Raw genomic sequence first — 12,690 nt, 5'->3', positions numbered from 1 at the left:
TATGGCTGCGCCTTCCTTCGAGAGCGGCAGCGGTGATTTGTTCTACCGAGGCGCGCCGCTTTACTCGGCCGCCTGCGAGACCTTCATGCGTCCGGCTGCATCCAGCACGGCCTTGACGATGTTGTGGTAGCCGGTGCAGCGGCAGATGTTGCCTTCCAGCTCGGCGCGGACGGTGGCCTCGTCGAGCTGACCGCCATAGCGGTGCACGATGTCGATCGCCGACATGATCATGCCCGGGGTGCAATAGCCGCACTGCAGGCCATGATTGTCGCGGAAGGCGGCCTGCATCGGGTGCAGCTCGTCGCCCTTGGCGATGCCTTCGATGGTGGTGATGCTGGCGCCATCGGCCTGACCCGCCAGCATGGTGCAGGATTTCACCGCCTTGCCATCCATATGCACCACGCAGGCGCCGCACTGGCTGGTGTCGCAGCCGACATGGGTCCCGGTGAGGTTGAGGTGATCGCGCAGAAGCTGGACCAGCAGCGTGCGGTCCTCGACGTCGACAGCAACGGCCTTGCCGTTCACCGTCAGTTTGACTGTAGACACGTGAAGTCCTCCCAAAGTGATTTTGATTGGTTCTAATTAGAGACAGCGCAACGGAACTTTGCAACTGGCATTTTGGTGACCTCGCGTCATGGAAAGGTCATCGTGGCGGCCGTTGTGGCGCGCGATTCGATCATGGTCCTCCAGGCCGTCGCCAACACGTGGCGCAGCCGCAAGGTGAGGTTTGGAAAGTTCGGCGTCGCGTCCGCAGGCAATGTCGCAGCGTCGACGCCCGTATCGCCGCCATTCGCGCGCGAGTTCAGCCTTGTCGCACGTTGCCTCCCCTGGATGTCTTGTTCCTTGGCGTGAATAGGAGCACGAGCCCGCGGCTTTGCAATCGCGATCTTGGTAGTACGCGGCGGGACGCTAAGTCATTGATTTTACTCGGGCGTCGAGCGTCGCGGCCCCGTCGCTCGCGCCCCGTCGGCCTGCCTCATACTTCCTGGCGATTGATCGACGGTGGGTGCCGCCTTATCCGCGCTGAACAAACACAATTGAGGGTGGAAGCGATGCAAATGAACGACAGCCAGCGCATCCCGGCGTCGAAAGCGAAGGTCTGGGCCGCGCTCAACGATCCCGAGATTCTGAGGCGCTGCATTCCCGGTTGCCAATCGCTCGAGATGGCGTCGCCCACGGAGATGACGGCAATTGTGGTGCTGAAGGTCGGTCCGGTGAAGGCGACGTTCAGCGGCAAGGTCACGCTGACCGATATCGATGCACCCAACGGCTACCGCATCGTCGGCGAGGGCGCCGGCGGCGTCGCCGGCTTTGCCAAGGGCGGGGCGACGGTCCGGCTGGAGGAAGAATCGCCCGACGTCACCATCCTGCACTACGAGGCCGACGCGCAGATCGGCGGCAAGCTCGCGCAGCTCGGCGCGCGGTTGATCGATTCGACGTCGCGAAAACTTGCCGCGAACTTCTTCGAGAACTTCGCGGCTGTGGTAGCGCCATCATCGTGGCCGATGCGCGATACTGCCTGAATTCGATGACGCATTTCGAGCTGCAAAATAAGGGCAAGACGCTAGGCGGGACAACGAGATGAGCGGCGAGCGTCGCCAATGATTTGCACTACTACCTTCCGCCTATACTAAGCGCGAAACGCCGATGCTGTAATTTCGAACGATGGCTCGCAGACGAACTGCGCATCACGGGCGCAACGCGCTCAGGCGTCCAACGTGGCGTGCACAACAACATCGTGGAGGGAATACATGACCTTTGGAACGAAGGGATTCTTGGCTGGCATCTCGATGATTGCGATGCTCGCCGCCGTTACGTCAGGCGTTCGCGCCAACGACTCGCTGATCAAGGCGCAATCCGATTCAAACCAGTGGGCCGTTGCCGGCCACGACTACGGCAATACGCGTTACAGCCCGCTCAAGCAGATCAATACCGAGAACGCTGGCAAGCTGACGCTCGCCTATTCGTTCTCGCTGGCGTCGTTGCGCTCGAATGAGTCCTCGCCGATCGTCGTCGGCAACACGCTGTACGTGTCGAGCTCCTGGGGGCCGAAATACGTCTACGCGCTCGATGCCGCGACCGGGGCGCGCAAGTGGACCTGGGAGCCCGAAATTCCCGAGGACGTGCTGCAACATGCCTGCTGCGACGTGAACAATCGCGGCGTCTCCTATGCGGATGGAAAGATCTTTGTCGGCCGTCTCGACGGCAAGCTGACCGCGCTCGATGCCGCAACCGGCAAGGCGCTGTGGACGACCAAGGTCGTCGATTACAAGCAAGGCTCGGTCATCACCTCGCCTCCGCTGGTCGTGCGCGACAAGGTCATCACCGGTTTCGGCGGCGGCGAGTACGGCGTGCGCGGTTCGCTCCAGGCCTTCGACATCAACACCGGCAAGCAATTGTGGCAGACCTTCACGGTTCCCAGCCCGGACGAGCCCGGCGGCGACACCTGGAAGGGCGATTCCGCCCAGCATGGCGGCGGCGCGGCCTGGCTGGTCGGCTCCTATGATCCGAAGACCGACACCGTCTATTGGGGCACCAGCAATCCCGGTCCGTGGAACACCGGCGTCCGCTCCACCGGCGACGGCAATTTCGGCAAGCTGACCAACCTCTACACCGCCTCGACGCTCGCGCTCGATCCCAACACCGGCAAGATCAAGTGGCACATCCAGACCACGCCGGCCGATGCCTGGGACTATGACGGCGTCAACGAGGCCGTGCTCGCGGATCTGAAGATCGGCGGCAACACCGTTCCGGCGCTGATGAAGGCGGATCGCAACGGCTACTTCTTCGTCGCCAATCGCGAGACCGGCAAGGTGCTCTCGGCGGAGAAATACGTCTTCTCCAACTGGGCCAAGAAGTGGGACGTCGCCACGATGCGCGCGGTCGAGGATCCCGACAAGCGTCCCGGACCGAACCATCCCGCCAAGGACATCTGCCCGAACCTGATCGGCGGCAAGAACTGGCAGCCGATGTCCTTCAATCCGCAGACCGGGCTCGTCTACATCCCCTCGAACAATGTCTGCATGGACTGGTCGGTCTCCGACGTCTCCTACAAGCGCGGCGTGTTCTATCTCGGCGCCGAATTCCCCACCAAGGAAGGCCCCGGCGGCTTCCTCGGCGAACTCGTGGCCTGGGATCCGATCGCCCAGAAGAAGGTCTGGTCGATCAAGGAAGACCTGCCGTTCAACGGCGGCACCCTGACCACCGGCGGCGGCCTCGTGTTCGCCGGCAACATTCACGGCGACTTCCGTGCCATCGATGCGAAGTCCGGCAAGGTGCTGTGGAGCAAGAATCTCGGCTCCGGCATCGGCGCGGGCCCGGTGACCTACAGTGTCGACGGCAAGCAATACGTCGCCATCGTCGTCGGCCGCACGGCAGCACTGCCCGCGTTCCTGGGCGAGGTTGGGAAGAAGATGACGGCCGCAGCCCCCGAGGGCGGTTCGCTCTTCGTGTTCTCCGTCCAGTGACGACTCGCGCGCGTATCCCGAAGGAGACGGGACACGCGCGTGCTTTGTCGACACGCGCGGCGACGGCACCGGTCTGATCCTGTGCCGCACCGCCTGGTTCACCAATTCCCAACTACCGGAGATGAGGATGCGTCCGATCAATCCAGCGAGCGGCAAGAGCCGACAACACACCATCGCGGGACGGCTCGCATGCGCCGCCGCGTCCGTGCTGATCGCGTCAGTCGCAGCCGTTCATGCCGGCGAGGCGAAGCCGTTCCGCCTGTGCGCCGATCCGACCAATCTGCCGTTCTCGAGCGATAGTCCGTCGCAACCGGGCTTCTATGTCGAAATCGGCCAGGCGCTGGCGCAGGCGCTCGGCCAGCCAATCACTTACGACTGGTACAAATCCTATTTCGGCAAGCGAACCGTGCGGGTCACGTTGCTGGGCAAGCAATGCGACGCCATGATCGGCTTGCCGCGGTCCGAGGATTTCATGGGGCCCGCCGTGATCTTCTCGAACAGCTTTGCCAAGGAGGGCTATGCCCTGGTCGCGGCGAAGGGCCAGGCGATCGGCGGCGTCGACGATCTCAGGGGCAAGCGCGTCGCCGTCCAATACGCCAGCACACCGCAAAACCTTCTGGCGACCCGTGACGACATCCAGAAGGTGACCGTGCTGTCGCCCGAGGAAGCCATGCAGGCGCTCGACCAGGGCAGGGCGGATGTCGCCTTCATCTGGGGACCCGTCGCCGGCTGGCTGAACATGACCGCCTACAACGATCGCTATCAAATCCGGCTCACAGAAGGCGAAGGCCTGTCATGGGACGCCGCGATCGGCTTCGCGAAGGGATCGACCGCGCTCCGCGATCGCGTTGATCAGATCCTGCCTGCACTTCAGAAGACGATCGCCGATCTCGCCGTGAAATACGGTTTGCCGGCCGGACAGCCGGTCCGCTTCGGTACGGCCCAGGCCGTGCCGGCGGGAACCACGACCGGAGCGGGTCCCGGGGCGGGCGGAGCGCAGGTCGCAAGTGTGGTGGCAACCGAGACCAAGGGCGATGCAACGGCGCCGAATGAGGAGATTGCTGGTGCGGGCAAGGAGATCTTCAACGGAACCTGCGCGCATTGCCACGGCCCCGACGCCATTCAGAGCGAGCGGAAAATCGACCTGCGATTGTTGCGACACCGCTACGGCGACGACATGCGCGAAACCTTCTGGAAGACCGTGCATGAGGGGCGCCCCGCCAAGGGCATGCCGTCGTGGAAGGAGGTCTTCACCGACAACCAGTTCGACAGCATCTATTCGTTCCTGCTGACGGTCCAGGCCGAATCGAACGACTGAGCGGCCTTGACCGGACGCGATCGGGAAGATGTGGTAGCATCTACCTTGCAGCTTTCCGGCGCCGGACCGGCACGGGATGGATGCGCTGCTGCCGCGGGTGCGGCGGATCCTTTGGAAGGCGCCATGGCCAGCTTCCTGATCATCGACGATCATCCGCTGTTTCGCGAAGCTTTGGGCAATGCGGTGCGGCTGGCCTTGCCGGAGGCCCGCATCCTGGAGGCGATGTCGATCGAGGACGCACTGGAGATCCTGTCGGGCGAGCAGGGCATCGACCTCGCGCTGCTCGATCTGTCGCTGCCGGATGCGACCGGCTTCTCCGGTTTCCTCCGCTTGCGCGAAACCTATCCGCGCCTGCCGGTCGCCATCGTATCGAGCGAGGAGGACCAGCATGTGGTCCGCGAAGCGCTGGCGCTCGGCGCGGCCGGGTATCTGCCGAAGTCGACGTCGAAGCGCGAGCTGGCCCAGTCGATCGAGGGCGTGCTCTCCGGATCGGTGTCGGTGCCGCGAGATTTCGTGGCGACGCCGCAGCGGCGAAAAGCCGAGACCAGCAAGGCGCTCGAGGTCAAGCTCCGCGAGCTCACGCCGCAGCAGATCAGGGTTCTGGACCTGCTTCGTCGCGGCTACCCGAATCGGCAGATTGCGCAGGAGCTGCAGCTCGCCGAATCCACGGTCAAGGCGCACATCACCGAGATCCTGCGCAAGCTCGGACTGTTCAGCCGCAACAAGGCGATCATCGAGATCGGCAAGATGGACCTGCCCGACCCCAGGAACCGCCCCTATGCGCGGGCCGACCGCGGCAGGCCGCAATGATCGGCCTTGTCATTGTTGACCTCGATCAAGCCGGCTCGCGCCGGCTGATCCATCCTGAAGGCAAGCTCGACATCCTGCAACGATTTGGAAATGGCTGACGCGTGACGCGATTTCTGATTGTCGAAGACCATCCGTTGTTCCGCGAGGCGCTGGAAGGCGCGTTGCAAATGGTGGCGCCCGGGGCTGAGATCCTGCAGGCGACGTCGATCGACGGCGCGCTCGAGCAGCTGTCCGCGGGCGCCGAGCTCGATCTCCTGCTGCTCGATCTGTCGATGCCGGGCACGACCGGCCTCTCGGGCATCGTTCGCATCCGCAAGGCCTTCCCGAAAGTCCCCGTCGTCATCGTGTCGGGACATCAGGATCCCAAAATCATCTCCGGCGCCTTGTCGCTCGGCGTCGCCGGTTACATCTTCAAATCCTCGTCCAAGCAGGGGCTCGCGGAGTCGATCGGCGAGGCGCTGCAGGGGCTCGTCTGCCTGCCCGATGCCTATCGCGCACTCCGGCCGCAGCGGGCCCCAAGCCCCGCTCATGACCTGCTGAAGCGGCTGCATGATCTGACGCCGCAGCAATTGCGGGTGCTCGAAATGCTCAAGCGCGGCCTTCAGAACAAACAGATCGCCTATGAACTGAAGATTTCCGAGACCACCGTGAAGGTCCATGTCTCCGACATCCTGCGCAAGCTGAACGTCGTGAGCCGCACCAAGGCGATCGTCGAGATGTCCAGAATCGATTTCGCGACGCTGGCAGGCGAGGGCCCCGCGCCGAGCCGCGATCATGCCCAACCGGATCGGCACTGACGCGAATTGCTCCGATCCTGTCTCACAGATCGATTGCCGCTAAGCCGGTGAATCGACAAATAGATCATGCCATTGGCGGAATGTAATATAGCACCGCTACTGTGCATGGGGTTGTTTTTCGATATTTGTGTGACCGCCCCGGCGCACCGAACTAGCTCAGCAGGAACGACAGCAGCGCGCGCATCTCGGCGGGCTTGATCGGCTTCTTCAACACTTCGAGGCCGGAGAGGCTCGCTTGCTTGGCGGCCTTCTCGGAATAGTCGGCGGTGATGATCATCGCGGGCACATCGAGCTTCAGGTGCTGGCGGATGTCGGCGATCGCCGCCAATCCGCTCTCGCCGTGATCGAGATGAAGATCGGCGATGACCGCGTCGGGCGCTCCGCCCAGCTCGTTGAGGCGCAGCAGCGCGTCCGCAGCCGATCGCGTGGTCGCGACGTCGCAACCCCACCCTTCCAGCAGGGCGGCCATGGCCTCGGAGCCGGACGGATCGTTCTCGACCAGCAGGATCTTGGCGCCTTCGAGGCCGCCATATTGACGTTCACTGAGCTTGGGCTCGTGCACCTCATCGTTGACCTCGGCGAGATCGGCCGGCTCGAGCTCCAAGACGAACGTCGATCCCTTGCCGACCTGCGACGACAGCCGCACCTCGTGTCCGAGCACCGTCGCGAAGCGGCGAACGATGGAGAGACCGAGCCCGAACCCGGCCTGGTCGGTCGCGCTGGCTTCACCGCGCTGGAATTCGCGAAAGATGGCCTCCTGTTGCGCCTGCGCAATGCCCGGTCCGGTATCGGAGACCTGGACACAGATGCGGTCGTTTCGGCGCCTGCACCCCATCACGACGCCGCCGCTGCGGGTGTAGCGGATGGCATTGGCGAGCAGATTTTGCAGGATGCGTCGAAGCATCATCGCGTCCGACGACACCGCGAGCGGCGAAGTGCGGATGCGCAAGGACAGGCCTTGCCGCGCAGCGATTGGCGCGAATTCGTTGCGAAGCTGCTCGAACAGCGGCGTCAGCGCCAGCGGACGCACGTCGGGCCTGAGCGCGCCGGCGTCGAGCTTGGCGATCTCCAGCAACGACCGCAACAAATCCTCCAGCGTCACCAGCGATCGGTCGACCTGGTCGATCAGCAGGCCCGCTTCCTGTGCCTCCATCATCTCGGCGAGCGCCGAGAGCGTCAGGCGCGCCGCGTTCAGCGGCTGCAACAGATCGTGGGTGACCGAGATCAGGACGGACGATTTGAGCGAGCTTGCGGCCTCGGCCTGCTGCTTGGCGCGATACAGACCCTCATTGGCGCGTTCGATCGAATGCAGCGCCTCGCGCAACTGGTAGGTTCGGTCCCGGACCTGGCGGTCGAGCGCGATGGCCGTCTCGAACAATGAGAAGGCGTTGAGCTGCTGGTCCATCGAGCGCTCGACGCGGGACATCAGCGCGGCATTGATCTTCTTCAGCTTCGCGGTTTCCCGCTGCAGCTGCTCGACCGTTCCAGGATCTTGCCGCAGCCCGGTCACGCGGGACGCCTGCCGATGGCGACGCCCGTGAAGGTTTGGTTCACGTGCATCGAGCCGAACTGCTCGCCATAGGTATGAAAGCCGACGACGCGATTCTGCCGGTAGAGCTCGGACATGTCGCGGGCGAGCTGGTGCTGTTCGGCGTCGAGCCGGCGCAGCAGGCATTCGAAACCGATATAGAGCGAGACTTCGCCGATCTGGTCGCGCGTTTCCGCGAAGGCCTCGCGCGTCGTGCCGACAAGGCTGCGCGACGTCGCTGCGGTCAGCACCATGCCTTCGTCGATGGCGCAAAAGAAGTGCAGCGAGCCGTCCGGTTCGACGCGCTGGATCGACCGGGCGTAGTAGGAGCCGCCGACGCGGACCAGAACGGGATGCGAGGCGAACGAGAACGGGTCGAGCTTGGCGTCCATGATCCCGACGACGCGGGAATATTCCTTCGCCGCGGGCTCGGCGTTCAGCTCCCTGACGGTTCTGTTCTCGGTGTCGGCCTCGGTGACCACCATCTTCTGGGGCCGCGGTTCGAAATTGTCACATTTGAAGACCCGGAACGGCAGCGACGTGCTCAGGAGGATCAGGAGAGCGGCGTTGGTGTGGGCCTTGCCGTCGAGAAACACAAAGGTCCGCTCGAAGCGCATGCCGTCGCCTGCAGATCCCCCGACGATGGGAATGTCGTCCAGCGAGGCATAGATCGCGGACATCACCGCTTCTTCCCGGCGGCACAGACCGTCGATCAGAACCAGGCCAAACGGATTTCCGCGCTCGACCTGGGAGGATACCCGCAGCAATTCCTGCCGGGCCTCGGCGCTGATCCTGCGGCCGTCCTCGACGCGGAAACTGCCGAGATTGAGAATCGGCCGCACCACGGCCGAGAAGTCGGCGCGACTGAAGGCGAGAGCAACGACGCTGTTCTCGTCCCAGCCGTCAGGAGCCAGCTCGCCGGCAGTGGTGCAACCGCAGACCTGGGTCCCGTCGAATTGCCGGCTGATCTCCGCGATGAATTGGTGCGGATCGTAGCTCGGGGAGACGAAGAGCAGGATGAGCGCCAGCTCGTCGGATGGGAGCTGAGCGGCGAGGTCGGCAACGGCTTGCTCGACGCCCGCGGCCTTCGACTTCGCGACGGCAACGCCAGACGCACCGCCAAACCGAAAGTCGGTTTGCCCCACTCCGTTTCTCCCTCAAGGACCCGCTCGGTCTCGTGCCGAGTGCCTGACAAGTGCCCAAAGAGTATGGCCTTTTTCGCCTGGTCGCAACATGGCGGCCGGCTCCGCGGAACGTGTGTTCGGCGACCGGCGGCCTTCTGGCACGAATTTACCGCCCCTTGACGTTTCTGCCCTAATTTTCATCTCCGGTCGGGGAGGGGCTGCCCCCGGGCCGTGCTGCACTTTGCAAGAACCGAGCTGGGGGTGGAAATGTCCGGGCGTATCGCGTCGCCGTCAAAGCGCACACTGTTTCCCACTCTGAGGTTCCGCGCCAAGATCATCCTGGGCTTTGCGGTCGTGCTCGCCATCTCCGCGGTGAGCCTCGCCTTCGCCTATTTCGGCTTCGAGCGTGTTTCGGAAGGCGTAGGATCCTACCGTAGCAGCGTTTCGGAGGCCGATGTCGCCCGCAATATCGATCGCGAGCTGCTCGGCTATCGTTCGGCCGCCCGTTATTTCGTGGTGACCGGCAAGGAAGACGACGCCAAGGCGGCGCTGGACGCTGAGGCCAGCCTGAAGAATGCGATCGATCAGGCCATCAAGAATGCCAAGAAGCCGGCACGGCTGGAGAGCCTCAACAAGCTCGCGAAGGAATTCTCCAACTTCTCGGAGACCTTCGCCAAGATTCTGCAGGCCAAGCGCGACAGCGCGCTTCTGGTCCAGAATCAGCTTCAGCGCAACGCCAACCTGCTGAAATACAAGCTCGACGACATCGGCAACAACGCCTCCGACTCCGAGGCGCAGGCGATCGAATTCGGCACCAAGCAGGTCAACACCCAATTCCAGACCGCGAGTGGGGCCGCGAGCAACTTCATCCTCAACTCGGACCAGGCCGTCGGGGCAAGTGCGCTGGCGCGGCTGAAGTTCGTCGAGAACTCGCTCGGCGCGATCTATTCCATGGACGACAAGATCGTCGATGGCCTGAAGGAGGCCAAGGCGCTGCTCGGCGCCTATCGCGATGCGCTGGAAAAGCTGATCGCGAAAGCCAAGTTGGTCGACGACCTCGTCACCGAGATGAGCGGCTCGGCCGGTGCGATCCTGCAAGGTGCCACCGCCATGAAGGCGGACCTCGTCGCCGAGCAGCAGCGGCTCGACTCGGAGTCCGAAGCGACCATCGGGCAGACCGAGCGGCTGGTTCTGATCCTCGCCATTGCCGGCACGCTGCTTGGCGCGGTTCTCGCTTTCCTGCTCGGCACCGGCATCTCGCGTCCGATGATCGCGATGTGCAAGGCGATGCGTGAGCTGGCCTCGGGCAATTTCGACGTCGTGCTGCCGGGTCTCGGCCGCAAGGACGAGATCGGCGAGATGGCCGGCGCGGTCGAGGAGTTCAAGGTTCAAGCGGTTGCCAAAGCCGAGCGCGATGCCGCCGCCAGCGAAGTCCAGAACCGGGAGCAGGCTGCAAGCCGCCGCGCCGAGCTGATCCGCTTTGCCGACGATTTCGAAAGCGCGGTCGGAGCCATCGTCTCCAACGTCTCGGCCTCCGCCGTGCAGCTGGAATCGGCGGCCTCCACGCTGACCCGCACCGCCGAGACCACCCAGAGCCTGTCGAGCCAGGTCGCCGGCGTCTCCGAGCAGGCCTCCTCCAATATGCAGTCGGTCGCGACCGCGACCGAAGAGCTCTCCGCCTCGGTCGAGGAGATCGGCCGCCAGGTCCGCGACTCCAGCCGCATTGCGGAAGCTGCCGTGGTTCAGGCCAAGGAAACCGACGGGCGCATCGGAAAACTGTCGCATGCCGCCCAGCAGATCGGCGAAGTGGTCAAGCTGATCACGGCGATTGCCGAGCAGACCAACCTTCTGGCGCTCAATGCCACCATCGAGGCGGCGCGTGCCGGCGAGGCCGGGCGCGGCTTCGCCGTGGTTGCGAGCGAAGTGAAGTCGCTGGCGAGCCAGACCGCGAAGGCGACCGACGAGATTTCCTCGCACATCGCGGGCATGCAGGGCGCCACGGCGGAATCGGTTGCCGCGATCAAGGAGATCGGGGCGACCATCGGCCAGATCTCGTCGATCTCGACCTCGATCGCCAGCGCAGTCGAGCAGCAGGGCGCGGCGACGCAGGAGATCGCACGCAGCGTCCAGACCGTCGCGCAAGGCACCCAGACCGCGGCCACCGATATCGGCCAGGTCAACCGCGGCGCCGCCGAAACCGGCTCGGCCTCGGAGGAGGTGCTGCACTCGGCCAAGACGCTGTCCTCCGAAAGCACCCGCCTCCGCGCCGAGCTCGATCGCTTCATGGGGAATATCAGAGCGGCGTAGGGCTCCGTGCGATAGGCCACTGTTGTCGCCGCATCCTCCGCCGTCGTCCCGGACAAGCGCGCCCTCAGGCGCGCGTAGATCCAGGGCCCATACTCCAGGCAGTGATTGTAGAGCGACGCTGGTCACTTCGAGTCTTCGTCAAACCACTCCCTGTGGTTATGGGTCCCGGATCTGCGCTACGCTCTGCTGCGCTTGTCCGGGACGACAGCGGAATGCGCTTCTTCCCCGCGTCACCTAACCGCCGGCCAGGGTGCCACAAATTTACCACAGCTTATCCTTTGCCCCGTAACGTGCCGGGGAGTCGGAGAGCGGGCTGCTCTCGGGCTGCGCCTGGTTTTCCGCGAATGGAATGGGGTGGGGGAATGTCGGTTACGTCCAAGTCGAACTCGTCGAAGCTGCCAACTTTGCGGTTTCGCGCAAAAATCATCCTCGGCTTCGTGGCGGTGCTAGCCATCCTCGCCGTCAGCATGGCTTTCGCCTATTTCGGCTTCGAGCGGATTGCCGGCGCCGTCGCCTCCTATCGCACCAGCGTCTCGGAAGCCGACCTCGCGCGGACGGTCGATCGCGAACTGATCGCCTATCAAGGACTGGCACGAGCCTATACCCTGACGGGGGCGGCGGATGACGAGACCGCAGCCAAGGCTGCCGAAGAAAACCTGAAAAACGCCATCGCCAAGTCGATGTCCGCCACGACCGGCGCCGCGCGCCGCGAGCAGGTCGGCAAGCTCGAGGCCGAATTCCAGCGCTTCACCAAGGTGTTCGGGGAGATCATCACCCTGACGCGCGAGAACAACAAGATCGCGGCCGATGAGCTCAACAGCGTCGGCAACAAGATCCGGTTCAAGTTCGACGATCTCGCCGATACTGCCGCGCTGGCTGGGCTGGCATCGGTCCAGACCACGGCCAAGGACATCACCTCGCAATATCTGGCGGTCTCCACCTCGGTCAGCGCCTTCGTCGCCAAGCCGGAGCCGAAGACCGCCGATGGCGTGATCGCGCGCGTCAAATTCCTGGAGACCCTGCTGGTCTCGATCTATGCCAACGACCAGAAGATCACTGACCGCGTCACCGAGATCGGCAACCTCCTGAAGCAATACCGCACCTCCTTCACGAAGCTGTCGGAGAACGTGAAGATCATCGTCAAGCTGAACGGCGAGATGACCAAGACGGCGGCGGGCATCCTCAAGCTCTCGGGCGAGCTGCGGTCGGACCTGACTGCCGATCAGCAGCGCATCGAAGCGAGCGCCAATGAGACCATCGGAGAGACTGAGCGGCTGATGCTGATGATGGCGCTCGGCGGCCTCGCCATCGGGGCTGTACTCGCCCTGATGCTCGGCAA

At 64.0% G+C, this 12,690-nt stretch carries 9 protein-coding genes and 1 pseudogene; 7 read left to right on the top strand and 3 right to left on the bottom strand.

Going from position 1 to position 12,690, the window contains the following annotated elements; translation table 11 throughout:
* Positions 1–60: 60 nt before the first annotated feature.
* Positions 61–546, bottom strand: a complete 486-nt coding sequence (locus UNPA324_RS32770; RefSeq protein ID WP_128917914.1) for a (2Fe-2S)-binding protein — start codon at positions 544–546, stop codon at positions 61–63.
* Positions 547–1,052: 506 nt separating this feature from the next.
* Here UNPA324_RS32770 and UNPA324_RS32765 point away from each other — a divergent pair.
* The 5 genes from UNPA324_RS32765 (at position 1,053) to UNPA324_RS32745 (ending at position 6,392) form a co-directional block, all read left to right on the top strand.
* Complete coding sequence (locus UNPA324_RS32765) at positions 1,053–1,523, top strand: SRPBCC family protein (RefSeq protein ID WP_128917913.1); 471 nt, start codon at positions 1,053–1,055, stop codon at positions 1,521–1,523.
* A 228-nt stretch (positions 1,524–1,751) separates the two neighbouring features.
* Entirely contained in the window at positions 1,752–3,467 is a 1,716-nt protein-coding gene (locus UNPA324_RS32760) for a PQQ-dependent methanol/ethanol family dehydrogenase (protein WP_246667269.1), read from the top strand.
* Positions 3,468–3,588: 121 nt separating this feature from the next.
* On the top strand, positions 3,589–4,785 hold the full coding sequence (locus UNPA324_RS32755) for a c-type cytochrome (protein WP_181769603.1): 1,197 nt from the start codon (positions 3,589–3,591) through the stop codon (positions 4,783–4,785).
* Positions 4,786–4,908: 123 nt separating this feature from the next.
* Entirely contained in the window at positions 4,909–5,595 is a 687-nt protein-coding gene (locus tag UNPA324_RS32750) for a response regulator (RefSeq protein WP_128917911.1), read from the top strand.
* A gap of 101 nt (positions 5,596–5,696) precedes the next feature.
* Entirely contained in the window at positions 5,697–6,392 is a 696-nt protein-coding gene (locus UNPA324_RS32745) for a response regulator (protein WP_141938148.1), read from the top strand.
* 151 nt (positions 6,393–6,543) lie between these two features.
* On the opposite strand, the gene UNPA324_RS32740 is transcribed toward UNPA324_RS32745, so the two are convergent.
* Positions 6,544–7,902: a hybrid sensor histidine kinase/response regulator gene (locus UNPA324_RS32740; RefSeq protein WP_128917909.1), complete on the bottom strand. Its 1,359-nt coding sequence runs from the start codon at positions 7,900–7,902 to the stop codon at positions 6,544–6,546.
* Complete coding sequence (locus UNPA324_RS32735) at positions 7,899–9,065, bottom strand: FIST N-terminal domain-containing protein (protein WP_141938146.1); 1,167 nt, start codon at positions 9,063–9,065, stop codon at positions 7,899–7,901. The genes UNPA324_RS32740 and UNPA324_RS32735 overlap by 4 nt, the downstream gene beginning before the upstream one ends.
* A 246-nt stretch (positions 9,066–9,311) precedes the next feature.
* On the opposite strand from UNPA324_RS32735, the gene UNPA324_RS32730 reads away from it, so the two are divergent.
* On the top strand, positions 9,312–11,351 hold the full coding sequence (locus UNPA324_RS32730; protein WP_141938144.1) for a methyl-accepting chemotaxis protein: 2,040 nt from the start codon (positions 9,312–9,314) through the stop codon (positions 11,349–11,351).
* 362 nt (positions 11,352–11,713) lie between these two features.
* Positions 11,714–12,690: pseudogene (locus UNPA324_RS32725) on the top strand (methyl-accepting chemotaxis protein); the annotation flags it as partial.

The sequence above is a fragment of the Bradyrhizobium sp. UNPA324 genome (assembly GCF_006658635.1).
Classification (GTDB): Bacteria; Pseudomonadota; Alphaproteobacteria; order Rhizobiales; family Xanthobacteraceae; genus Bradyrhizobium; species Bradyrhizobium nanningense.
The sequence above is the reverse complement of the archived record's forward strand: the minus strand, read 5'-3'. Positions and strand labels throughout refer to the sequence as shown.

Excerpts from the sequence above, each read along its gene's own strand:
- UNPA324_RS32765 (WP_128917913.1), top strand. The coding sequence starts at position 1,053 with ATGCAAATGAACGACAGCCAGCGCATCCCGGCGTCGAAAGCGAAGGTC.
- UNPA324_RS32760 (WP_246667269.1), top strand. The coding sequence starts at position 1,752 with ATGACCTTTGGAACGAAGGGATTCTTGGCTGGCATCTCGATGATTGCG.
- UNPA324_RS32755 (WP_181769603.1), top strand. The coding sequence starts at position 3,589 with ATGAGGATGCGTCCGATCAATCCAGCGAGCGGCAAGAGCCGACAACAC.
- UNPA324_RS32750 (WP_128917911.1), top strand. The coding sequence starts at position 4,909 with ATGGCCAGCTTCCTGATCATCGACGATCATCCGCTGTTTCGCGAAGCT.
- UNPA324_RS32730 (WP_141938144.1), top strand. The coding sequence starts at position 9,312 with ATGTCCGGGCGTATCGCGTCGCCGTCAAAGCGCACACTGTTTCCCACT.